The sequence below is a fragment of the Vibrio sp. CCUG 15886 genome, assembly GCF_028570825.1.
Classification (GTDB): Bacteria; Pseudomonadota; Gammaproteobacteria; order Enterobacterales; family Vibrionaceae; genus Vibrio; species Vibrio vulnificus_B.
Window position 1 is genome coordinate 896,686 of sequence record NZ_JAQQBT010000001.1, and the last position, 22,774, is coordinate 919,459.

Here is a 22,774-nt window from a genome sequence, read left to right on the forward strand (position 1 = left end):
AGCAAATACGTCGCAGCAATGTAAAAACATAAACCGAAAAACGCTGCAAAACAAAGGAAGCAATGATGGTCAATAACTTAGATAACGCCACCTATCAAAAACTGGCTGCGGTGTTTGCTACCCGCATTGAACAAGAGCGGATCATTACCCAAGAGGCCAAACGCTTAGCCTACGGCACCGACGCCAGTTTTTATCGTTTAGTGCCAAAGATCGTCTTACGACTCAAGGATTTGCAAGAAGTCATTTTTGCCATTCAAAGTTGCCGCGAGCTCCATGTTCCCTGCACGTTTCGCGCCGCGGGTACCAGCTTGTCTGGGCAAGCGGTCTCTAATTCAGTGCTCATCACCCTAACCGACGATTGGCGTGGTCATGAGATTGTCGACGATGGCAATAAGATCATTCTTCAACCTGGCGTAATCGGGGCGGATGCCAATCGATACTTGGCCCCTTTTCAGCGCAAAATTGGCCCCGATCCCGCTTCGATTAATACCTGCAAAATCGGCGGCATAGCGGCCAATAATGCCAGTGGCATGTGCTGCGGCACCGCGCAAAACTCTTACCGCACCGTGGACAGTATGAAGATCGTTTTTAGTGATGGCACCATACTGAACACCGCAGATGAAGCCAGCATCGCCGCCTTTAAGCAAAGCCACGCTTCGCTCGTCTCCGGCATCGAAGCACTTTGCCAGCAAGTGGCTGATAATAAAGAATTATCAGATAAAATTAAGCACAAGTATCGTCTTAAAAACACCACAGGTTACGCTCTTAATGCCCTGGTGGATTACCAAGATCCGATTGAAGTCATTGAACACTTGATGATTGGTTCAGAAGGCACCTTAGGCTTTATTGCCGAGATCACCTATAACACCGTCATTGAGCACCCCAATAAAGCCTCGGCGTTGTTGGTCTTTGCGACCATTGAAGAAGCCTGTCGCGCCGTAACGACGTTATCCAAATTACCCGTGGCAGCCGTCGAACTGATGGATGGGCGCGCACTGCGTTCTGTTGCAGACAAAGCAGGCATGCCCAGCTTTATTCCATCGTTGGATCTCGAAGCCGCGGCCATTTTGGTTGAGTCTCATGCAAGTTGCCAAACAACATTAGATTTACAATGTAAATCTGTTATGGATGCATTGGCAGAGTACACCATCATTGAATCCATGCCGTTTACCAGCGATGCTGCGACCGTTGCGACACTATGGGGAATTCGCAAAGGCATGTTCCCTGCCGTAGGGGCAGTACGTGAAGTCGGCACCACGGTGATTATCGAAGACGTTGCTTTCCCAGTGGAAAACTTAGCTAACGGCGTACGTGACCTACAAGCCTTGTTTGATCGTTTCCAATACGGTGAAGCGATCATTTTCGGCCACGCTCTCGAAGGTAACTTGCACTTTGTTTTCACCCAAGGGTTTGACAGCCAAACAGAAATTGACCGCTACGGCAAGTTTATGGATGAGGTTGCGGAGTTGGTTGCGGTCAAATATCAAGGCTCGCTTAAAGCAGAACATGGTACAGGCCGTAACATGGCCCCTTATGTCGAGCTAGAATGGGGCCGTGAGGGCTACCAGTTGATGCAACAGATCAAGACGATCTTCGATCCGCAAGGTCTGCTCAATCCAGGGGTCATCATCAATGATAATCCCCACTCGCATATAGAAAACCTCAAACCCATGCCAGCTGCCGATCCCTTGGTGGATCGCTGCATTGAATGCGGATTTTGTGAACCCGTTTGCCCTTCGAGAACGCTGACGCTTTCTCCTCGTCAACGCATCGTGCTCTATCGAGAAATGCAGCGCAGAGAACGGGCAGGTGAAAAAATTCAAGCTAGCGAGTTAGAGAAAGTTTTTGAATATCAAGGTATTGATACCTGTGCAGCAACCGGTTTGTGTGCCGATCGCTGCCCAGTTGGCATTAATACTGGCGATTTGGTGAAAAAGCTTCGCACCGCTAAGTATCAGAAGTTTACCCCCATTGCCAAATGGACTGCGGACCATTTCAGCACCACAACCGCCATTGCCAGAAATGGTCTACGTGCTAACCAGTTAGCGAGTAAGGTGATTGGCGCGCCAACGGTGGGCAAACTCACCAATGGCTTACGAGCACTGACCAAAGGGTCGACTCCCATTTGGTATCCAGAGTACCCCACCGCCAATCAACACTCACTTGGTAACACCGCATTTCCTATCACTGCAACAGAGAAGAAAGTGGTATACATGCCTTCATGCGCCAGCCGTAACATGGGGCAACAGGCAGACGCTCCGGATCAACGGCCACTGACAGAGGTGACATTGTCACTTATAAAGAAAGCAGGATACGAAGTGATCATCCCTGCGCAATTGAGCAATCAATGTTGTGGCATGCCATACGACAGCAAAGGAATGAACGAATTAGCAACAAACAAAGCCAAACAGCTGGAAGAAGTGCTGTGGCAGGCGAGTCGAGAAGGGACCTATCCTGTGCTGATGGATACCAGCCCTTGTGCCAAACGCAGCATTGAGCAGTTTAGCCAACCAATGGAAGTGCTTGAGCCGACAGGCTTTGTCAGCAAGTATCTCTTACCACATCTCGACATTACCCCACTCAACGAAACCGTCATGTTACACGTCACTTGCAGTTCAAGACGCATGGGGCTGGAAAATGCCATGATAACGTTAGCCAACGCGTGCGCATCCCGCGTCATTGTTCCTGAACATATTCAATGTTGTGGCTGGGCTGGCGATAAAGGATTCACCACCCCAGAACTCAACGCCGCCGCAGTTCATCCGTTAAAAGCGCAAGTGCCCAGTGATTGCCAGCGAGGCTTTAGCAATAGCCGCACGTGTGAAATTGGTTTGTCGCATCACAGTGGCATACCTTATCAATCCATTCTCTACCTGGTTGATGACGCCTCATCTCCCCGTTAAGAATAGCGAGGATAGCCACTCCTCTTCTGGGCTCCCGTTATTGGAGCCCTTTTCTCTCGTCACTGTCGCAATTTAGTTTTCATCAAGGCATACTGAGCCCTTCTCCAACGCAAAGGAAAGCCCCTATGTCAGAATGTAACTTATTGATTGCCGAGCTTAAAAAACAACTCAAGTTGCAAGGCGTTCACTATTCTGACATTGCTCGCTCACTGGCACTCAGTGAAGGCTCCGTGAAACGGCTCCTCGCAGAAGGCAGCCAGATTAGCTTAGAAAGGCTGGAACGTATTTGTCAGTTGGCAGGCTTGGAAATGAGCGAGCTTTTTAAACTGGTGGCCAAGCACAATCAAGGCATTGTTGCGCTGACCTATGAGCAAGAAAAGCAACTTATCGACGATAAAGCCCTGCTGCTGGTCTCTGTTTGCGTGGTGAATGGCTACACCTTTGAGGAAATTCGCCAACAATACCAGTTTAGCCAACCAGAATTGATTCAAAAACTCGCGCAGTTAGATCGGCTCGGCATCATTGAATTGCAACCGAACAACCGAATTAAGCTTAAGATTTCCAAAGAGTTTTCTTGGATTGCAGGTGGTCCTATCCAACGATTTTTCCAACAACAGGTGCAACAGGCGTTTTTCCACAGTTACTTCTCTGCTTCGGATGAAAAATTGGTCATGGCAACCGGATTGATGTCGACGCCGACCAACCAAAAAATGCAGCAGAAACTGCAAAAATTGATCACTGAGTTTTATGCCGCCTGCCAAGATGACAGTGAACTCGCGATTGAAGATCGTCACGGCACCTCGATGGTTCTCGCCATCCGACGTTGGACCTTTCCCATGTTTTCTGAGTTAGAAAACAGGCCGACCGAGCGAGAAAAGTAACACCAATCATACCAAAAGTAACAATATACGTTACTTTTATCATTAAAATCGCCTCAAAAGGTTACTCCTGCCATTCTGCCTGCCATTGGAACGGTGCAACACCGTTATTTCATGGAGGCAACAAAATGAACATTCAACATCACCATAAAGCGGCACTGAGACAACTGCTGGCATTCCTTGTCATCATCTTATCGGTGCTCGTTAGTCCAAGCTTATTGGCTAGCGGATTGTTAACCCCGGCCGATAGCCGTTTTCAACCACTAACCATTCAGTCTCACCACGTTAATGTCGTCATTGAAGATGGTTACGCTACGACATCCATTGAACAAGAGTTCTTTAACCCTAACGATCAAAGCTTAGAAGCACTTTACTCCTTTCCTATTCCTGAAAAGGCGGTGGTGGGCGAGTTTATCTATTGGATCAATGATCGCCCAGTGATTGCAGAAGCCGTCAGTAAAGAAAAAGCGCAAACCCTCTATCAGGAGCAAAAAGCGCAAGGGGCCTCGACCGCCATTACAGACAAAAACGAATTCAAAAGCTTTGATATCCGAGTTTTCCCTGTTTTACCAAACCAAAGCGTGAAAATTAAACTGGTTTATCTTCAAGATGCCTTAATCGATCATGGCGTCGGTCGCTACGTTTACCCAATGGAAGAAGGTGGTGTCGATGCGGCAGCGGATGCGTTTTGGTCTCGTAATAACCACGTTGAGCAAGCTTTTTCTTTCAACTTGGAAGTACGTTCGGCCTATCCAATTGATGGTTTAAGACTGCCAGCGCATCCTAACGCCATCATTTCACAAAACCCACAAGGTGAGCATCTTGTATGGCAAGCCAGTGTGACCAATCAGCAAAACGTCGAAGAACAGAGCCCGAATGCCAAACAACCCGCCTTTACACTCGACAAAGACATCACCGTTTATTGGCGTTTACAGGAAGGTTTACCCGGTCGTTTAGAAGCAGTTAGCTACCGTGACCCTCAACAAAGTGAGCGCGGAACCATCAAGCTGACCTTCACCCCCGGCGATGACCTTTCCGCTATTCAACAAGGTCGTGATTGGGTGTTTGTACTGGATAAGTCAGGTTCAATGTCAGGCAAGCATGCCACCCTAACAGAGGGCGTGAAACGTGGTTTAGGCAAACTCCCCTCAGGAGATCGATTCCGAATTTTGATGTTCGATAATCGAGTACAAGAGATCACCAACGGCTTCATCGCCGTCAATCAAAATAACGTGACACAGGCGATTGAGACCATCAATCAAATCGCCACTGGCGGCGGTACCAACCTCTACGATGCACTGGAACGCGCAGTATCTGGCCTAGACAGTGACCGAACTACCGGGATCATTTTGGTCACCGATGGGGTTGCCAATGTCGGTGTAACAGAGAAAAAACAGTTCCTGAAACTGATGCAGCGCTACGATGTTCGTCTCTACACGTTCATCATGGGTAACAGCGCCAATACACCGCTGCTTGAACCAATGACGCAAGTATCCAATGGCTTTGCGACCAGTATCTCCAATTCAGATGACATTCTTGGCCACATTATGAATGTCACCAGTAAACTAACCCACCAAGCGTATCGCAACATCCGCATAGACGTAGATGGGGTAAAACTCAACGATCTGACACCAGAGAACATCCATTCTCTTTATCGAGGTGAGCAACTTACGGTCTTTGGCCACTATAACAAAGCGGGTAAAAGCACCATTACACTGTCAGCTAAAGTCGATGGCGTCACACGCAAGTACCAAACGACCATCCAACTGGCAGAACAGCAGCTTGAAAACCCAGAAATTGAGCGTTTATGGGCCTTCTCAGCCATTCGAGATATTGAGTCCAAGATGCAGTACTTGGAGCAAAATGATAACGAAAGCGAGCAAGCAATCGAATCTATTGCCTTGGAATATGGCTTGCTCACGGACTACACCTCGTTACTTGTGGTCGAAGATACCGTGTTTGAGCAAAATGGCATCCGTAAAACAAACCAACAACGTGTAGAAAAAGAACAAGCGGCAAGAGAACTTCGCCAACAACGAGGTATCACGGATAACCGCGCGGACAAGCAGCAGCCAATGTTCACCCAACCAGCCCCTTCGCATGGTGGCGGCGGTAGCGGCGGTGGTTCAATGACTCTGTGGCTCATCGTCATTCTTGGCGGTGCATTGATGCTACGCCGTAAAACAAACGCTTAAACAGAATATGAGCGGGAACAACGTTCCCGCTCTGACTCAAAAAGACAAGTGAAACCGAGGCATTTTTCTGTACTCGTTTTGAATATTTAGACACAAAGGATTGTGGCAGCGCTGTCGTTCTTTTCTTCATGATTGTAATGAACTCAGCGAGGCACTAAACAACATCAAAGAGGCTAACATGTTTTTATCGCGTCGATTTTTCCCTTACTTTTGCACTCAGTGCTTGGGTGCCCTCAACGATAATGTCTATAAGAATGTGTTACTGCTGATGGTAACTTATAGCCAAGTGGAGCAGCTTCCACTGCCCATTGACTTATTTGTGAATCTCGCGGCAGGCTTATTCATCTTACCTTTCCTTCTTTTTTCAGCTCATGCTGGGCAAGTCGCTGACAATATGGACAAGGCACGATTAATTAAGCGCCTAAAACAGATTGAACTGTTGGTGATGGGCTGCGCCGCCATTGCCATTTTAACGCAAAGCTACATCGCGATGCTGATTCTGCTCTTTCTCACTGGGACTCAATCTGCCTATTTTGGCCCAGTTAAATACTCCCTGCTTCCACAAGCACTCAAAGCCAACGAATTAGTCAAAGGCAATGCTTGGGTAGAGATGGGCACCTTCGTTTCTATTTTGCTCGGCACACTCACCGCAGGCGTGCTGATTGCGCTAGAAAATGGGCTCTACATTACCGCAGGCTTAGTATTGGTGTTGGCGTTGCTTGGCGTTGTCAGCAGCCAAAAAATGCCCGCACTACCATTGCAAACACCTGCTAAAAAAGTACAGTTCAAACCTATTTCTGGCTTAGTCAGCACGCTGAAGAATGCGCAGAAAAATCGTGGAATCTGGATGGCGATCTTAGCCATCAGTTGGTTTTGGTTTTTAGGCGCCACCTACCTGACTCAGTTCCCCAACTTCGCAAAAACACATCTCTATGCAGATAGTACGGTCGTTTCTGTGTTGCTTGCACTGTTTTCAATTGGCGTCGCTACGGGTTCATGGCTGTGTGAAAAACTCTCTTTTGATCAAGTGGAACTCGGCATTCTACCTTTTGGCATTGCTGGCCTTACCGTGTTTGGTTGTGACCTGCTTTTTGCTCTGCCCAACGCGGCACAATTTCCATCCGCCTATTGGCAAGCGGCTGATTTCGTCCAGAACGCTCAGCACTGGCGCGTAATGGCGGATCTTTTTATGGTGGGAGTCAGCGGTGGGCTTTTCATCGTTCCACTGTACGCTTTCATTCAATCTCGTGCAGAGGATGGCGAATGTGCGCAAGCTATAGCGGCCAATAACATCATGAACTCGCTATTTATGGTGGCATCCGCAGCACTCTCCATCTTTGTCTTAACCGTAGTAGAACTGAGCATTGTACAATTGTTCGCCTTGTTGGCACTGATGAATTTGGCCGTCGCCATTTATGTTTACCGCCAAGTACCCGAGTTTACCCAGCGATTTATCAGCTATCTGATTAGTCACATCATGTATCGAGTGACGATTAAGGGTCGTAGCGGCATTCCCCAACAAGGAGCAGCGCTGCTGGTTGCGAACCACGTGAGTTACGTTGATGCACTGATCTTAATGGGTATTTCACCACGCCCGATTCGCTTCGTCATGGCAAAAGGCATAGCAGAGATTCCACTACTGAAATATGTGTTCCGCCATGCAGGCGTGATTCCCATCTGCTCTCCGAAAAAATGTGAAAAAACCTATCAACATGCGTTTAAACAGATTGCTCAAGCCTTAAATAACGGAGAACTCGTTTGTATTTTTCCAGAAGGTCGCCTGACAGCGGACGGCAGCTTGGGCGAGTTTAGACCCGGTGTGGAAACGATTCTCAGAGACAATCCTGTCCCTGTCATTCCCGTTGGGCTAGTTGGATTATGGGGATCTTTTTTCAGCCATAAACATGGGCATGCGCTCACCTCTTTACCACGTCGATTCTGGTCGAAAATCAGCGTTAACGTTGGCGAAGCGATAGAAGGCACTGACACCAACCGACATCAACTGCAACAAGAGGTACAAAAGTTGGTTGCTGTACCCTGTTCACAGTAAGCCATTATTTTTGATGAGATAATCTAGATATTAGGTCGCCCCAAGTAGCTTGGCATTACAGGTCGCTAGGGAATAAGGGATGGAGAGTGAAGCGATGAAAATCATTATATTACACGGTTTATATATGCATGGTTTAGTCATGCAACCTCTCAGCTTGCGCCTAAAAAAATTGGGTTATCAAACACAAACGCTCACCTACAACACGGTCAATATTGATGAAGAAAAAGTTTTCCAATCCATAGACAAAGCGCTCAGCACTACGACGGGGAATGTATTGGTTGGCCATAGTTTGGGAGGCTTGATGATCAAACATTATCTTGCCTCACGTCGCCCTACCCTTCAGCAAATCTCGCATGTGGTGGCCATAGGGTCACCGCTCAAAGGCGCTTCCATCGTAACAAAAATTCAGGAGCTTGGTTTAGGTGCGATGCTTGGCAATTCGCCAAAACATGGGCTCAATATGCATGAGGATGTTTGGGATTTTCCTCAAAAGCTTGGCAGTATTGCAGGCACGATTCCATTGGGTGCAAGACCCTTCTTACTGATGGATACACAGACAATGTCTGATGGGACGGTCACGGTGGAGGAGACAAAGATCTCAGGTATGACTGACCATGTTTTGACGAAAAATAGCCATACCAGCATGATATATAGCCGCTATATTCCAGATCAGATCGATCATTTCATCCAACATTCTCACTTCAGGCAAACCGAGAGAGTTAATTAAGAGCTATCTAAATAAGCAAAATCAAAACAAAAGACAGCTCCCAATAATGCAAATATATCACTAGCAATAAATATGAAATTTATATATTATCCCACCTGGTTATAAAACAGTGTTCAAAACCAATGCTAGACCAAAGCAGTTAAGAACTAAGTTGTTTAAAACCATGCATAGAAAACTGTTGTCAGCGCTCATGAAAAAGACCACAAATCGAAACGGCGAGCTCAATGCTTGCTGTCATTCTGATTTGAAATACATATCACTATAAAAAGCGCCTGACATCCTAATAAAACATAGGAAATAACAATGAAAATGAAAGCGATCGCTCTGACGTTATTGAGCCTAAGCGCTATTTCAGCAGCACACGCAGACACGAAAGTAAACGGCTTCTACCTTGGTGCTGGTGCTGGTTCTACGGAATTTGACAGTGACCAGTCTGTAACCGGTAAAGCCGATGGTAATGCACTAAAACTGATCGCCGGTTATCAGTTCAACCGTATCGTTGGTATCGAAGCACAATACAGCAAATACGGTGATGTGAAATTTTCTACACCGCAAAATACTTGGACTCCGACTGCTCTTTCTTTGAATGCCAACCTTGGCTACACCTTTGCAAATGGCCTTCGTCCTTATGGTATTGTTGGCCTTTCAGCATTGGATCTTAGCGAGTCAACCAAAACACTTGAAAGTGACAGTGGTGCAGCTATCCACTTTGGTTTGGGTTTAGAGTACGCACCACCAGCATTGAACGGCCTAGCGTTCCGTGTGGGTTACGATGCTGAAATTTTTGGTATCAGTACCGAATATGACCTAAATGGTACCAAAGTAACAGAAGACGTTGCTTACAGCCTAGGCGCATTCTACGCAGGTGCCACATACAAGTTTTAATGTGTCTGCACACTCTTTCTTCAAAGGGCCTTACGGCCCTTTTTTACTTTTCGTTTTGGAAGAACAGATTGAATAAAAAAGAGACCGAGCGCGCAAAAACAGAGCAAACAAAACATAAAACGGCGACAAATCAAGCGATTGAACTTTTTCCACTTTACATCAACCACGGTTCCCCCTATTATCTCGGCCCATGGAGAGATGGCTGAGTGGTTGAAAGCACCGGTCTTGAAAACCGGCGTACGTTAATAGCGTACCTAGGGTTCAAATCCCTATCTCTCCGCCACATTGCATTGTTGAGCTGATGCTGAACAATTTGCCTCGATAGCTCAGTCGGTAGAGCAGAGGATTGAAAATCCTCGTGTCGGTGGTTCGATTCCGCCTCGAGGCACCACTTATTAAGTTGTGCCAGATACAACAACAGAATAGTTCCTCCTTAGCTCAGTCGGTAGAGCGACGGACTGTTAATCCGCAGGTCGCTGGTTCGAGCCCAGCAGGAGGAGCCACATTTAAAAAGCCTCATCATTTGATGAGGCTTTTTGCTATTTGATGTTTACTCACTCAAGTGGGCAAACGCGCCGTAAGATTATAGCTGATCGCCGATGCAACCAGCTCTTCACTGACTGCATGACCACAACGTTCGTCAATCAACTCCCGATCCTCGCCATGACACTCTTCTTCATGCCCTAGATACACTTCAACACCATTGGTTTGAATGTGGCTATAAAGAGAGTGCAGTAGATGGTCGACATTGGTTTTCTCTTCCCATAACTGGCAATCGCTCTCTGGGATAAGCGCGTCACCAATAAAAATTGCCTCACCAATTTTGAAGGTCACATCAGACGCCGAGTGACAAGGCGTATTGATCACTTCTAGGTCAGACTCTCCAAACTCTAGATGTTCTTGATCCATAAGAAAGTGTTCAAACTCATACAGCTCTTTAAGAGCTAACTCATCTTTCCAACATGCGTAGACTTTCTTTGCCCCTTCAGCCACATTGATGGGCGCTTGCAACAATTCACTAAGGTAAAAAGAACCCGTTAGGTGATCGGCGTGAATGTGTGTTTCAAAAATGGCCACGACATGAAGATGATTCTCTCTGACGTATTGCAAAAGCTTATCTGCAGATTCAAAACTGATCCTCCCAGATTCAAGGCAATAGTCTGCAACAGGGTCGATAATTATGGCTTGTTTTGTGCCGACATCTGACACCACATAGCTGATGGTACCCGACACGACATGATGAAATTCCTGAATGATTTGGCCTGCCATAATCCCCTCGAGAAATCTGTTTCCATACATAATCAGTCTAGATGAGAGTTGACGACAGGCAAGAAAGCAAAAAGAAAAAGGCACCTTTCAGCACCTTTTCCATTCGCGGCATTTTAGCCGTAATTGCCTATTTTAGTAGAGAAGTTTGATAGAGAGACACCAATCAAAACGATTCAATACCAAGTTTGTTGAGTAAAGAAGGGAAGCCCCAACCATTTTCTCCAGCGACTACGCTTTCTCCTGTCAGGTATTCGTATAATGTTGGTGCGAGAGAACCATTTTCCTCACTGGTTAAAGGCGTCGTATTGTTGCCAATTGGCGCACCCCAAAAACCAATAAAGGCGTCTTTTTCAAGATAGCTTTCTCCAGCGTGTCTCCCTGGTACTTTGGTGTTGTAACCAACCCCTTCTTTGGGGAAAAGGTTGATGGTGCCCGCTCTTTCTTCCAAATAGAGGTGCGCCAACTGAATCACCGAATCAGGTCGAGTCGTGAAGCGGGTTAATGCTCGCCATTGCGCTTTATCACACCATGTTTCAGGGCGTTGGCTGTCAACGCCTAGGCAACGTTGGAGTGCTAGAGTGCGCTGCTTTTCTTCATCTTCACTCAATGTAGGCAAATAGGGATTAAGCGTAGACACCTCCAATAACGAAGGCTGACCTTTTGCTGCAAAATAGGCGTATTTCTCACCCACCTTCTCAACAAACTCGTCCACCCGCTTGCCGTTGCGAGTCGCGATGAGGCGAACTTTACAATGCTCAGCGCTACAAGCGGTTTCTCGCACAGCGAGATAATCTAAGCTGTCTGCCAAGGTTTTTACGCTCCAATTGACAATATCAATCACTGGCTCACTCCCTGCATTCACAGGGCGCCATTGGGTCAACTCTTGATAAAGAGGCTGAGTTTGCCAGCTCTGGTTGGAATTGAAAAAGTCGAGCATAAAGTTTCCACCAGCAGTGGAGGCCACCACCACATCAACGCCTTTATTGGAGGGGAAATTCAGAGCATTGGTCATCTTCGGCCCTTCTCCCTCATCGGATGAAATCTTTCTCATCACCAGCGGATAGCCTAAAGTGCCTTGAAGTGGCTCGAATATCGCTTTCTCTGGGTTGAGCGTTCGGTAGACTGGAGACAGGCCATGATCGCCAGCCATTCCCCATAACGTTCTTTCGTAAACCCCTGCCTGTTGATAGGCGTTTTCTAACGCACCAAGCCAGTAATCGAGTCGATTTAGCTCCCCCGTCGGCATGATGATTTCATCACTAAACGGGCCAACAAAGTGTGCGAAATGATCCGGCCATGGGTTGTACACTAAGGTGTAATCAGGCATCCCTTTCGCGTCAAGCTTGGAGAATGAGGTTAAATCTTGTTCAATTTTCCACTTTCTCGTTAAACGTGTATAGATATCCCAAAACGGTATCTCTTGGTAATCCACAACATCTCGAATTAAATCACTGCGCATCTGCTGCAACACGACTTCCACTTTCGCCCGCTCATTGAGCTCGCGTAAACAACGTTTTTCGCCAAAATCACGCAGCGCTTCACCCGCCCCAAGATTCACCAGGCCATCATACGTGGTGTGCGCATTCCAGTCGTACTGCGCGTTGCAATTGAGTGTTTTCAAGTAAACTAGGCGGTCAAACATGGTTTGCACGCGATTTTTCTGCATGATGCGGTCAAGCTGCAGGGCATCGTTACCAAAAAAGTAATAAGCGCGATCTTCATGGCGATCAACAAAGTGGAAGTTGGGAATGCCAGTGCCCCCCTCCCCTTCCACTCTTGCCCCTGTTTTGATGATAGGCAAATTCCTCACACTGATGGTTGGCGTTGAAGAGATGCCCACTCTGGCGATGGAGTCTTCATGGTTTTGGTATAAACGTTTGAAGAAAGGCAGATAATAAGGATCTTGATACGGTTGTGTCGCAAGGGTTTGTAAAAAACGCATTTGCTGCTTGTGGGCAGGCTTCTGTCCATCTGGTCGCTGTTCACTCCCCGCTTGCCACTCAAGATGTTTATCATAGGCCGTCGAGATAAACGGCTTATTTGGTGAAACCAAACCCTCCAACAAGCCTTGCTGTAGGCCATCCACCGTCACTTGCACTGCCAGTCGGCGTTGTTGCTGCGAAGCAAGAAAGGCCAGCAGAGCTTCGGGATCATCATCAAATGCTTCTTGGAGCCAATGATCCAGCGCTTGCTGCCTTTCGTCTTGATAGACAAACTGGCGATACGCTTTAAGTACATTGAGGCGAACGAAATCAATTAGGGTCACCGTAATCGCTTGTGCCTTATTGTTAACCTTGTTTTTGTGCTCCGGTTTCCCATCTTCGATAATGGCGTTGAGCGCATGTTTCATTTCGCCCTCATCCATCCCCGATGCCACCTGCTGCAAAATATTCAGCACAATGGGTTCTATCTTCGCCACCAACGCTAGATCTTCCGCCGATTGTGTTAAGTAGCGATATTGTTCAGGGAGCGTTTCTTGATCTTGCCATTCGCCAATTTGTACCAATGCATCGTAAACCGTCACCAATGCAGCGATAAAATCACCATCCACTTTGATGCCTTCTTGGTGCGCTTGATCTTTTTCATGTTGCTTGGTTTCGACCGACGTAGCGTGTTCCACTTGGAATAGCGTGTGTTGGAATCCGGTGAGTGCTTGTTTGTCGTACACTTGGAACAGATAGTTGCGAAACTCATCCTCATTCCCCAAGCCGCTGTAACGGTCGTAGTATTGGTAAAGGAAGTAGCCTAGAGGAATGGCATAGCCGGGATCCGCAATCTGCTTCATCACTCGCGCTTTCACTGAGGTATCAAGAGGAAGCGTCAGAAGATAAGTTTCTAACGTCATTCCACCGATGGTAAATAGCGTGACATCACGGGCAAAACGCGTTGAGTAACTGAGCGATGAAACCACCTGATTTTTCAGCACTTCGCTGGAGTTAAACAACCCACCGAACACAGGCGTATTTCCCACTTCCGCCAACAATGGGGCAGGCATCGCGCCAGCCACTGTTGCCAAAACTAACCCTATCGCCTTTGAGCGTAACATAAACAGCTTTTCCTTAAGATTCTTAGTATTGGCTGATTGTGTCAGTCTATGAGCGAAGTGCAAGCTTGAGGCGTAAGCAAAAGTAAGACTCGGGGAGAGGCGCACAAAAAAGCAGCATTACTGCCGCGATTAAGAGCGATGAATATCACGCGCTTAAGAAGCGCGTAAACAATCTTGCTCAAAGGTCAATGCAATCAACTGAGTAAATGGCATCGGTTTGTAAAAATAGTACCCTTGGACAAGGTGTATCCCCAGTTGGGAGACAAAGTTCAGCTCAATCTCGGTTTCCACCCCTTCCACCACAATTTCTGCTCCAGTGGTTTTCACGATCTCAGTGGTCAAACGAAAGAGCTCTCTGCCCTTATGGTTATCAAGATTGAGCACCAACGAACGGTCAATTTTCACTTTGTCGAAATCGAACTTAGAGAGGTATCCTATGGATGAGTAGCCAGATCCAAAATCATCGAGTGCGATTTGTACCCCTTTCCCTCTGAGTTTGTCCAACACACGTTGCGTTTGTTTGGCATCCTGAATCAGCAGCTCTTCGGTGATCTCCAGTTCCACTTGATGAAAATCCAGAGCACTCTCTTCGATCATGTTAATGATGCGACTGGCGAAATCCGCAACTAAACAAGTTTCTGGTGAGATGTTAATCGACACTTTGAAACACGGATTGCTTGCTAAAGGTGACACTTCACATAAAGCGGTCCTCACGACCCATAAATCCAGCTCAGATGTGAGTCCTAACAAGCGAAAATCATTGAGGAAGTAAGGCGGTGTGATCTGCCCTGAATGGTCTTGATGACGGATCAACACTTCAACGGAGTTGATCTGCTGCTTATCCGTATCAAACTGCGGCTGGTAAAAGAGCACAAAGTCACCACTCAGTTTCAACTTCGCGACGCGCTGCTGTGCGGAAAATTTTTCCATCATTTCAGGAAACAGTGCCCCCGCCGTTTTGCCATTGTCCAACGCTTCATAGTCAAAAAAATCGTCCGAAGCGGATTTAAACAACGTGGTATCAGCGTTGGCTATTTGGTCCATACGACGAAAGAAGGGGTAATAAATCAGAATACCCGCCAAGATAATAATGGCTTGCAATAGAGTGGCAGAAAGATGCCCTCCGGTTGCGATATAACCACTCCATAATGGGGGGCTCATCCAGCTGATGATCTCTGACACTGGCGGTACTAACCCAAATAACGTGGCGTAGTATGCGGTCACTAACCCTACAACCGGCACCAATAGGAAAGGGATGATCAAAATGGGGTTAAACATAATTGGCAAACCAAAGATCACCGGCTCATTGATATTGAAAATGCTTAATACCAATACCGCGATCCCTAGAGAACGATACGCTTTGTGCTTGGTGAGTAAAATCATGCAGATCACTAAGCTCAATGTATTACCTGCGCCCCCCATTCCTGCATAAATGTCATAGAAGTTACTTGTCAGGATGGGGAGTTCACTCCCGGTTTGTGCACTCACCTGCAAGGCATTGTGAGTCAACTCATACAACTCTGCTTTATAAGGTGCGAGCACGATATGACCATTAATGCCAACACTCCAAAAGAGGTTTCTGACTACCTCATAAATCACACCGTGCGAAAGGCATTCGAGTGTCAACTTCGGCAATGCCCACTCTGAAAGGTGGGTGATGTCAACTAACCACTCTAAGGCGTGACCTAATGAGGTGTAAAACAGCACCAACAAGAATGTCGAGAGCACGAGGTTAATTGACTGGTCGACAACGCTCGGAAGCTTGGATTGAACAAACCAATCGCGCTTGGAGACAAAACGAATAGACAAACTAACCAAGGTTGGGATGATGATCGCCAGAGGATAATTGCTTGGCACTATGGTGCCTACTTGCAACAAACCCCAGTTATGACAAATGACAAAATAGATCACCATGGCTGGCGTGATCACCGTGACTTTTGACAGCTTGTGCAACGAAGCGAGAAATAAACTGTAGTAAACCAGCAAAAGAATCGGGAAAAGGCGCCAGATAATGTCACTCGCGACCAAAACGTGCTCTGCGGCCTGAGTGTATCCAGTGATATTGAGCAGGTTACTGATCAAGATACTAAATGCAGAAATCAACGAGATTGGTAATAGCATGACAAATGTATTACATAACCCGTTTAAATAAGCATTGCTGGATAACGTTGTTAGAAGAGAAATTAAGGGTGATTTTTTCATTAGACCAGATTATTCCAAACACCAGGTCTTAAGGCATCTTTTCTTTATTTTTATAGAGAATTGAATTCCAAGACAAATTTAGAAGAATTAGCCACCTGAAATTCCATTTAAGTTCAACTGAAAACAGTAGAAAGTTGATCGTTCAACTGAGGCAAAATACATTCATCACTATTATTTCAACCCTTGTTGTATTTATATATAAAATAAACAAAAGATAAATATGACGAGATGAACTATCATCCCAAATTATGACAACGCCACAATTAGGGGCGTGAACATTACGCCCCTAATTTGGCATCGTCCATTCAAGATTTCAATCCTGACGATAGTGATTTTCAATTAATTGAACGAGGATAACGTTCTTCATAGAGGGACATAAAATCTTGACGAATCAAGCTCTCAAGATGAACAGCCTTTTCCGTAGGACAGAAAATCATAAAATTCACCACTTGCTCGCCTGCGGTTGCGCTCGTGATATGAATATGAGGCTCTGCTCCTGGTAAATCAACGCCAGCGTGTTTTTCGATCATCGTGTTATAACGTTTTGCAACGTCTAAAAAATAATGACAGTGTTCTTCGATTTTAATTTCTAAATCAGCCAGCAAAGGATAAAGATTCACAAAATCCGGCACCACAATTGAAAAATGATGGTACACATAACGCTTCATAAAATTGAGGTTTTTTACCGGATAAGTAAAAAACATGCTATTCGGCAAGGTAATCGTCTTCCCTGTGTAATGATATTGCCCGTGATGCAAATCGATTTCTTGGATCACGGTCGCCATCATATTGTGATCTATCACTTCACCGGCAATTTTTCCCACTTCAATCCAGTCGCCAACTCGGAAAGAGCGAGAACTGGCTCGCTGGATAGAGCCGGTAAAACAGAGAATAATCTCTTTCGATGCAACCACAATCGCAACGGCAATGGCGGTCACCGATAGCGCAAACTGGTTGATTTCCGATTGCCACAAAACAAACAGAATTAAGCTGGTGATGGCAAAGGCACCGTTTTTTGTCCGAGACATCCAACTGCGCTGCTTCTCGGTGATAAATGCCGCTTCCCCACGGATACGAGACAGCACTAACTGCCTAATCATGATAATGAACAGGATGATCAGTGCGGTGAAAAAAAGCTTATGTTGAAGCAAGAAATCAATAACGAGCTGTAACTTTTGCAACTTATGTCCTTAGATGTACTGCGATTCTGAGTTGGTGTCCAAGCGCCATCACTTTATAAAAAGCAAATCCAGAGCGCAATTTGCAGATGAAAAAACGTTAACCACTGGCGGTTTCTAGCAAATATCACTCGTTTATAAGATAAGTAAGCACCAAATAGAAAACACCTCAAGGGAAAGCTATGCGCCGTTTCCTTTGATTAACGTGAATGATTTAACGGTATTTGGCTGAGGTAATGAACTGACTGAAGGTTTCACACCAAACGATCGCCGTTGTGTAGTTTGCCACGTCAACATCACTTGGAATGGGCAGAATAAAGCGGTCAAATGTTTTAACATCTCCAACACGGACCAACCGCTCTTTGTTGGCTAAGAAGTCAGCTTCTGTCTCAATAAACGTTGGTGATAGATAAAGCTTATAGTCGGGACCTGGGGCGAGTTCACCCGAAAAAGCAATACTTTGCGCATCAATCACAAGCTTACCTTCTCCCCAATGTAAGAAATCGCTGTCAGCACGATCGCGGCTAAATTCCCCTTGATAACTTGGGGCAAGCATGACGCTTGCAACCGCCTGTTGAGAGGGGCTCGTAGGTTGAATCAAAATCGGCAGAAGATAAATCCCTAACCCAATACCACAAACCAACATCGCGATGTGAGAAATGATTAAAAGTCCGTATTTCATGCTCTGTGTTCCTGTTTCTTTTTCTACCATCAACTTTTAACGTGCTTCAACGTGTAACGCTTGGCGAATCAAAGATTGTCGTGACGATGGGTGATGTTGGTTTTAAATTGGGTGAATGAATAGAGAGTATATACCCAAGTGACTTCAAGATGCTGGGATCTAGGCGGTATCATCAACATCAAATCAATACACATCAAGAGAAAGAAAAGTCCGAAGGTTGTCACCCTCGGACTAGATTAGAGCATTCAACATGGATCCTGATGGGGGATCAGGTACACTTTTGCTTATTGCTTTTTAAGACGGTAGAAGTCGGCCAAATCACCCGTGATCTTCTGACCGTTGATGTCGAGCATCATCAGCACATTTTCGCCAACGAAGTATTGGTTCAGTGACCCCTCTCCTTCCAATGTCACCACACTGCCACTCTCGTCCCAGTTAAAGTGGCCTTCAGACTTGAACGTACCATCTTGCTTGCCTTGGTAAGTTTCTTCTAAAACGTAACTGCCATCGTTGTTCAATGTTAAGGTCACATCGATACCGCTGCAATCGGCGCAAGGTAGAGTACCGGTATACGTACCATTCCAGTCCAATGCGTTTTTCGCATTGTGCGCACTATCGACAAACGTTTCAGTGGTCACAACATCCGTATCCGCAGATTGGTTTGGCTCCACCACGACAACAGCTTGTGTCTCTTCGCTAGGCGTGGCTGCAGGGGCTTGTGCTTGCTTGTCATCTTGGCAGCCCGCTAAAAGAATCACCACACCACCTAACGCTAACATTGTCTTTTTCATTTGATATTCTCCATATCCATCACTGTCACTCTATAGTAGCGAGCCTTTCAATTTTCACGTCAATAGAAAGTCATGCTGTGATCGTTTCCGGTTAGAAATTCTCTGCAATGTCAATATTGTGTTGCCAAGAAAACGCCAACTGCTCACACCAGTAGGAGACACTACCAAAGCGATTAAATAGTGAACAATAATTTAACAAACTAAATTTTTATACATTTTTATTGCATAGATCCGCAAAAATGCTAGCATAAGCCAAAATGACAACCGATGCAGATTAGTAGCATGTCTATTCAAGTAAAAAGCGTTAATAAATCTTATGGTTCCAACCAAATTTTGCACAACATTAGCTTTGAGTGTGCGAAAGGCGAAACATTGGTTTTACTTGGCCCAAGCGGTGCGGGTAAGAGTTCTCTACTGCGTGTGTTGAACTTACTTGAATCCGCTGACAACGGCCAACTGACCATCGCGAATCAAGCCTTTGATTTTGCTTCTTCTCCAAGTGAAGCCGATGGCCTGCTGCTGCGTCGAAAAGTCGGCATGGTGTTTCAACAATACAACCTCTGGCCACATCTCACTGTGATTGAGAACCTGATTGAAGCGCCGATACGAGTACTGGGTGTCGCTAAAGCAGAGGCGATTGAGCAAGCAAGAGAAATTTTGGCGACCTTGCAGCTAGCGGATAAAGCGGATGCATGGCCGTTGCAACTTTCTGGTGGCCAACAGCAGCGTGTTGCAATCGCGAGAGCATTAATGATGAAACCGGAAGTGCTGCTGTTTGATGAGCCTACCGCCGCTTTGGATCCTGAAATCACGAATCAAGTCGTGAAGATCATTTCAGGCCTGAGTGATACTGGCATCACCCAAGTTGTCGTTACTCACGAAGTCGATTTCGCTAAGAAAATCGCTAGCCATGTCCTTTATCTCGAAAAAGGTCATATCGTTGAGCACGGCACCAAACAAGCTTTCAGCGAACCGCAAACCCGCGCGTTTGCCGAATATTTAAAACACTAACAACCCATCCAATCGGTTTAGTTTGATGGCGACAAATCGCGCCAAACCTGAACAGAACGGAAATGACGATAAGCTGACTGTTCGTCTTTGACGTCAGCGCACAGATAGACACGGAGTATTGCAATGAAAAAGATTTTACTGGCGTCCCTTATCGGCCTTGTTTCTGCCAATGCAGCAGCACAACAAGAGATTAAATTTGCGATGGAAGCCACCTACGCACCATTCGAATACATGGATGAGAATAATCAAATCCAAGGTTTCGACGTCGATTTAGCGAACGCACTTTGTCAGCAACTGGACGCAAGCTGTTCCTTCCATAACCAAGCCTTCGACAGCTTGATTCCTGCTCTGAAATTCAAACGTTATGATGCAGCAATCTCAGCAATGGACATTACCGATGCACGTTTAGAACAAGTGGCTTTTAGCGATGCGTACTACGACAACTCAGCGGCTTTCGTGTCATTTGCAGGCAAGGTCGCCGACCAAGCCGCACTGAAAGGCAAACGTGTGGGCGTACAAAATGGCTCTACTCACCAAAGCTTTTTGCTAGAACAAATGACTGGCGTTACTGCCGTACCATACGCAAGCTATCAAGATGCGTTTCTTGATATGAAAAATGGCCGTATCGATTCCGTGTTTGGTGATACTGCTGTTGTGGCAGAATGGTTCAAGAAGGAAAACAATCTCGCTTATGTCGGCGAGCACGTCACCAACGCACAATACTTTGGTAATGGCTTTGGTATTGCGGTCAACAAAGACAACCAAGCCTTGGTCGACCAACTGAATGCTGCTCTAAAAGCGGTGAAAGCAAACGGCGAATACCAAGCAATCTTCAACAAGTACTTCGGTAACTAATATGGCATTAACGGGTTACCCTCTTTCTCTCGCCCAAGCAAGCTGGATGACCATCCAGCTTGCGCTGGTCAGCTTAGCCGTCGGTTTAGTGTTAGCGGTTGTTTTCGCCGGTGGCGAGATGACTCGCCACCCACTAGTGAAATGGCCAACTACTGCGCTGGTGACGGTGCTACGCGGCTTGCCTGAGCTTTTGGTGGTGCTGTTCATCTACTTTGGCTCAACACAAGTTCTGTTTCTACTGACTGGCGATTTTATCGAGGTAAGCCCGTTTCTTTCTGGTGTGATTGCTCTTTCTTTGATTTTTGCTTCTTACGCTTCTCAGACCATTCGCGGCGCATTGAAAGCCGTTAATAAAGGCCAACGTGAAGCGGCCAGTGCTCTAGGCATGAGTAAAAGTCGTACTTTTTTTAGAATTGTGTTACCCCAAGCGGTGCGCCATGCGCTGCCAGGACTCACCAACCAATGGTTGGTGTTATTGAAAGACACGGCGTTGGTGTCATTAATCGGCGTGACGGATCTTCTCAAGCAAGCGCAACTGACGTCGGCGGCCACTCATGAAGCGTTTACTTGGTATGCCACCGCAGCGGCCATTTACTTAGTCATCACGCTTGTAACCCAACGCGTTGTAAAAATCATCGATGCCAAATTTTCCGCACAAGGATTGAGTCTTGATCAAGGAGCCAAAGCATGAAAGAACAACATCTCTGGCAACTGTTAGAAGGCTTAGTCACCAGCCTTGAGCTGACAGCGGTTTCACTGTTGGTGGGCTGTATTTTATCGTTACTGATGACCGCGACGCTTATTCTGCGCACGCCACTTTTACACTGGTTCAGTCGCGGCGTGATTACCTTGTTCACCGGCACGCCACTGCTCGTGCAGATTTTCCTGATCTATTACGGCCCAGGCCAGTTTGACGCCATTCGCGACAGCTTTGTTTGGCAATGGCTAAGCCAGCCGTGGTTTTGTGCCATGCTGGCACTGGCTCTAAACACGGCTGCATACAGCACCCAATTGTTCAAAGGCGCATTCAACGCGATTCCATCAGGGCAGTGGCAAGCTTGTCGCGCGCTTGGGATGAACAAATTCGTGACATTGAAGGTGTTGCTACCTTACGCACTGCGCCGCGCCGTACCAGCTTATTCCAACGAAGTCATTTTGGTGTTCAAAGGTACCTCGTTAGCGAGCACCATCACCATCATGGATCTGATGGGATACGCGCAACGCATTAATGCGCAAACTTACGATACCTTGACGGTATTTGGAGTGGCTGGTGCTTTTTATCTCACCATCAACGCCATCATGACGCTGATTTTCCGCCAGGTAGAGAAAAAAGCGCTCGCGTTTGAAGCACACTGAAAAGCCTATCTTGCATCACATTTCGGCCGAAAAATTTCCATATTTTCGGCCATTTAGCCGCTAAATGTTCTATTCGGTCGCTTTTTTGACGACAACTCACCTCGTTCTCATTTTTCCCCTCTTCGTTGCCTATCTTTTGCTCTAAAGTAATGCTATCACAATGCCAATTTTTTAGGAGAAGAGATGGGAAAACAGTATTTGGAGTTAACGCCACAACACATCGACTTTATTCAACAGCAAAAGATTTTTTTCGTCGCAACCGCCGCGGAAACAGGCAGCGTCAATCTCTCCCCAAAAGGAGGGGACTCGCTAAGAGTTATCGACCATAAAACCATTGTTTGGCAAAACTTAACGGGCAGTGGTAACGAGTCCGCGGCTCATACGATTAAAAACCCACGCATGACTCTAATGTGGTGTGCGTTTGAAGGCGCACCCTTGATTCTTCGCACTTACGGCAACGCCACCGTACTTCATCAAACTGACCCACTATGGCAAAAGTACCTTGCCCTTTTCCCAGCCAGCGTCGCTACGCGGCAACTGTTTGTGTTGGACATCAACCTAGTGCAATCCTCTTGTGGAATGTCGGTTCCATTGTTTGAGTATCAAGGTGATCGAGACGAACTGGCAGCATGGTCAGAGAAACAAGGCAAAGAAGGCATTGAGGCCTATTGGCGCAAGAAAAATCAGCAAAGTATTGATGGTTTTGAAACGGAAATAATCATTCGCACGGGTATCGAGAATTGATA

The 22,774-nt window shown here is 46.4% G+C and carries 17 protein-coding genes and 3 tRNA genes; 14 read left to right on the forward strand and 6 right to left on the reverse strand.

Translation table 11 applies throughout. The annotated features are described in order from the left end of the window. Nucleotides 1-62 precede the first annotated feature (62 nt). The 9 genes from PQQ36_RS03850 to PQQ36_RS03890 all read left to right on the forward strand — a co-directional run bounded on the left by PQQ36_RS03850 (nt 63) and on the right by PQQ36_RS03890 (nt 10,141). Nucleotides 63-2,903 carry an FAD-binding and (Fe-S)-binding domain-containing protein gene (locus tag PQQ36_RS03850; protein WP_273660359.1) on the forward strand — a complete coding sequence of 947 codons (2,841 nt, stop codon included), beginning with the start codon at nt 63-65 and terminating at the stop codon, nt 2,901-2,903. Nucleotides 2,904-3,028: 125 nt separating this feature from the next. After that, nucleotides 3,029-3,784: a helix-turn-helix domain-containing protein gene (locus PQQ36_RS03855; protein WP_011152512.1), complete on the forward strand. Its 756-nt coding sequence runs from the start codon at nt 3,029-3,031 to the stop codon at nt 3,782-3,784. A gap of 125 nt (nt 3,785-3,909) precedes the next feature. Next, nucleotides 3,910-5,976 (forward strand): VIT and vWA domain-containing protein, encoded by a 2,067-nt coding sequence (locus PQQ36_RS03860; RefSeq protein WP_047110774.1) that lies wholly within the window; start codon nt 3,910-3,912, stop codon nt 5,974-5,976. A 178-nt stretch (nt 5,977-6,154) separates the two neighbouring features. Further along, on the forward strand, nt 6,155-8,026 hold the full coding sequence (locus PQQ36_RS03865) for an MFS transporter (RefSeq protein WP_072603669.1): 1,872 nt from the start codon (nt 6,155-6,157) through the stop codon (nt 8,024-8,026). A 94-nt stretch (nt 8,027-8,120) separates the two neighbouring features. Then, nucleotides 8,121-8,753, forward strand: a complete 633-nt coding sequence (locus tag PQQ36_RS03870; protein ID WP_172572757.1) for a PGAP1-like alpha/beta domain-containing protein — start codon at nt 8,121-8,123, stop codon at nt 8,751-8,753. A 303-nt stretch (nt 8,754-9,056) separates the two neighbouring features. Continuing rightward, complete coding sequence (locus tag PQQ36_RS03875; protein WP_011081726.1) at nt 9,057-9,638, forward strand: porin family protein; 582 nt, start codon at nt 9,057-9,059, stop codon at nt 9,636-9,638. A 192-nt stretch (nt 9,639-9,830) separates the two neighbouring features. Beyond that, nucleotides 9,831-9,921: transfer RNA gene (locus tag PQQ36_RS03880), tRNA-Ser, on the forward strand. Between the two features lie 32 nt (nt 9,922-9,953). After that, nucleotides 9,954-10,029: transfer RNA gene (locus PQQ36_RS03885), tRNA-Phe, on the forward strand. Between the two features lie 36 nt (nt 10,030-10,065). Then, nucleotides 10,066-10,141: transfer RNA gene (locus tag PQQ36_RS03890), tRNA-Asn, on the forward strand. Between the two features lie 55 nt (nt 10,142-10,196). Here the strand turns inward: PQQ36_RS03890 and PQQ36_RS03895 are convergent. From PQQ36_RS03895 to PQQ36_RS03920, 6 genes are all read right to left on the reverse strand, one after another. Further along, nucleotides 10,197-10,907: an MBL fold metallo-hydrolase gene (locus PQQ36_RS03895; RefSeq protein WP_011081728.1), complete on the reverse strand. Its 711-nt coding sequence runs from the start codon at nt 10,905-10,907 to the stop codon at nt 10,197-10,199. 163 nt (nt 10,908-11,070) lie between these two features. Next, nucleotides 11,071-13,953, reverse strand: a complete 2,883-nt coding sequence (locus PQQ36_RS03900) for an alkaline phosphatase family protein (RefSeq protein ID WP_434076200.1) — start codon at nt 13,951-13,953, stop codon at nt 11,071-11,073. A gap of 153 nt (nt 13,954-14,106) precedes the next feature. Next, on the reverse strand, nt 14,107-16,155 hold the full coding sequence (locus tag PQQ36_RS03905) for an EAL domain-containing protein (protein ID WP_047110783.1): 2,049 nt from the start codon (nt 16,153-16,155) through the stop codon (nt 14,107-14,109). A gap of 335 nt (nt 16,156-16,490) precedes the next feature. Beyond that, nucleotides 16,491-17,336 (reverse strand): mechanosensitive ion channel family protein, encoded by an 846-nt coding sequence (locus PQQ36_RS03910; protein WP_045595880.1) that lies wholly within the window; start codon nt 17,334-17,336, stop codon nt 16,491-16,493. A gap of 211 nt (nt 17,337-17,547) precedes the next feature. Beyond that, nucleotides 17,548-18,015 carry a DM13 domain-containing protein gene (locus tag PQQ36_RS03915; RefSeq protein WP_047110785.1) on the reverse strand — a complete coding sequence of 156 codons (468 nt, stop codon included), beginning with the start codon at nt 18,013-18,015 and terminating at the stop codon, nt 17,548-17,550. A 284-nt stretch (nt 18,016-18,299) separates the two neighbouring features. Then, nucleotides 18,300-18,806: a copper resistance protein NlpE gene (locus PQQ36_RS03920; protein ID WP_011152523.1), complete on the reverse strand. Its 507-nt coding sequence runs from the start codon at nt 18,804-18,806 to the stop codon at nt 18,300-18,302. Between the two features lie 282 nt (nt 18,807-19,088). Here PQQ36_RS03920 and artP point away from each other — a divergent pair, with 282 nt between their 5' ends. The 5 genes from artP to PQQ36_RS03945 all read left to right on the forward strand — a co-directional run bounded on the left by artP (nt 19,089) and on the right by PQQ36_RS03945 (nt 22,772). Further along, nucleotides 19,089-19,817 carry an arginine ABC transporter ATP-binding protein ArtP gene (gene artP / locus PQQ36_RS03925; RefSeq protein ID WP_011152524.1) on the forward strand — a complete coding sequence of 243 codons (729 nt, stop codon included), beginning with the start codon at nt 19,089-19,091 and terminating at the stop codon, nt 19,815-19,817. 123 nt (nt 19,818-19,940) lie between these two features. Further along, nucleotides 19,941-20,672 carry an arginine ABC transporter substrate-binding protein gene (locus PQQ36_RS03930; protein ID WP_011081735.1) on the forward strand — a complete coding sequence of 244 codons (732 nt, stop codon included), beginning with the start codon at nt 19,941-19,943 and terminating at the stop codon, nt 20,670-20,672. Between the two features lies 1 nt (nt 20,673). Continuing rightward, a complete protein-coding gene (gene artQ / locus PQQ36_RS03935; protein ID WP_273660363.1) occupies nt 20,674-21,363 on the forward strand; it encodes an arginine ABC transporter permease ArtQ in 690 nt (229 codons plus the stop codon). Continuing rightward, on the forward strand, nt 21,360-22,028 hold the full coding sequence (artM, locus tag PQQ36_RS03940; protein WP_015728208.1) for an arginine ABC transporter permease ArtM: 669 nt from the start codon (nt 21,360-21,362) through the stop codon (nt 22,026-22,028). Before artQ ends, artM begins: the two co-directional genes overlap by 4 nt. A gap of 183 nt (nt 22,029-22,211) precedes the next feature. Further along, nucleotides 22,212-22,772, forward strand: coding sequence for a pyridoxamine 5'-phosphate oxidase family protein (locus PQQ36_RS03945; RefSeq protein ID WP_047110792.1), 561 nt, complete (start codon nt 22,212-22,214; stop codon nt 22,770-22,772). Nucleotides 22,773-22,774 lie beyond the last annotated feature (2 nt).

Bases quoted from the DNA above. Each gene is read 5' to 3' on its own strand.
- PQQ36_RS03850 (WP_273660359.1), top strand. From the start codon at position 63: ATGATGGTCAATAACTTAGATAACGCCACCTATCAAAAACTGGCTGCG.
- PQQ36_RS03855 (WP_011152512.1), top strand. From the start codon at position 3,029: ATGTCAGAATGTAACTTATTGATTGCCGAGCTTAAAAAACAACTCAAG.
- PQQ36_RS03860 (WP_047110774.1), top strand. From the start codon at position 3,910: ATGAACATTCAACATCACCATAAAGCGGCACTGAGACAACTGCTGGCA.
- PQQ36_RS03865 (WP_072603669.1), top strand. From the start codon at position 6,155: ATGTTTTTATCGCGTCGATTTTTCCCTTACTTTTGCACTCAGTGCTTG.
- PQQ36_RS03870 (WP_172572757.1), top strand. From the start codon at position 8,121: ATGAAAATCATTATATTACACGGTTTATATATGCATGGTTTAGTCATG.
- PQQ36_RS03875 (WP_011081726.1), top strand. From the start codon at position 9,057: ATGAAAATGAAAGCGATCGCTCTGACGTTATTGAGCCTAAGCGCTATT.
- PQQ36_RS03895 (WP_011081728.1), bottom strand. From the start codon at position 10,907: ATGGCAGGCCAAATCATTCAGGAATTTCATCATGTCGTGTCGGGTACC.
- PQQ36_RS03900 (WP_434076200.1), bottom strand. From the start codon at position 13,953: ATGTTACGCTCAAAGGCGATAGGGTTAGTTTTGGCAACAGTGGCTGGC.
- PQQ36_RS03905 (WP_047110783.1), bottom strand. From the start codon at position 16,155: ATGAAAAAATCACCCTTAATTTCTCTTCTAACAACGTTATCCAGCAAT.
- PQQ36_RS03915 (WP_047110785.1), bottom strand. From the start codon at position 18,015: ATGAAATACGGACTTTTAATCATTTCTCACATCGCGATGTTGGTTTGT.
- PQQ36_RS03920 (WP_011152523.1), bottom strand. From the start codon at position 18,806: ATGAAAAAGACAATGTTAGCGTTAGGTGGTGTGGTGATTCTTTTAGCG.
- artP (WP_011152524.1), top strand. From the start codon at position 19,089: ATGTCTATTCAAGTAAAAAGCGTTAATAAATCTTATGGTTCCAACCAA.
- PQQ36_RS03930 (WP_011081735.1), top strand. From the start codon at position 19,941: ATGAAAAAGATTTTACTGGCGTCCCTTATCGGCCTTGTTTCTGCCAAT.
- artQ (WP_273660363.1), top strand. From the start codon at position 20,674: ATGGCATTAACGGGTTACCCTCTTTCTCTCGCCCAAGCAAGCTGGATG.
- artM (WP_015728208.1), top strand. From the start codon at position 21,360: ATGAAAGAACAACATCTCTGGCAACTGTTAGAAGGCTTAGTCACCAGC.
- PQQ36_RS03945 (WP_047110792.1), top strand. From the start codon at position 22,212: ATGGGAAAACAGTATTTGGAGTTAACGCCACAACACATCGACTTTATT.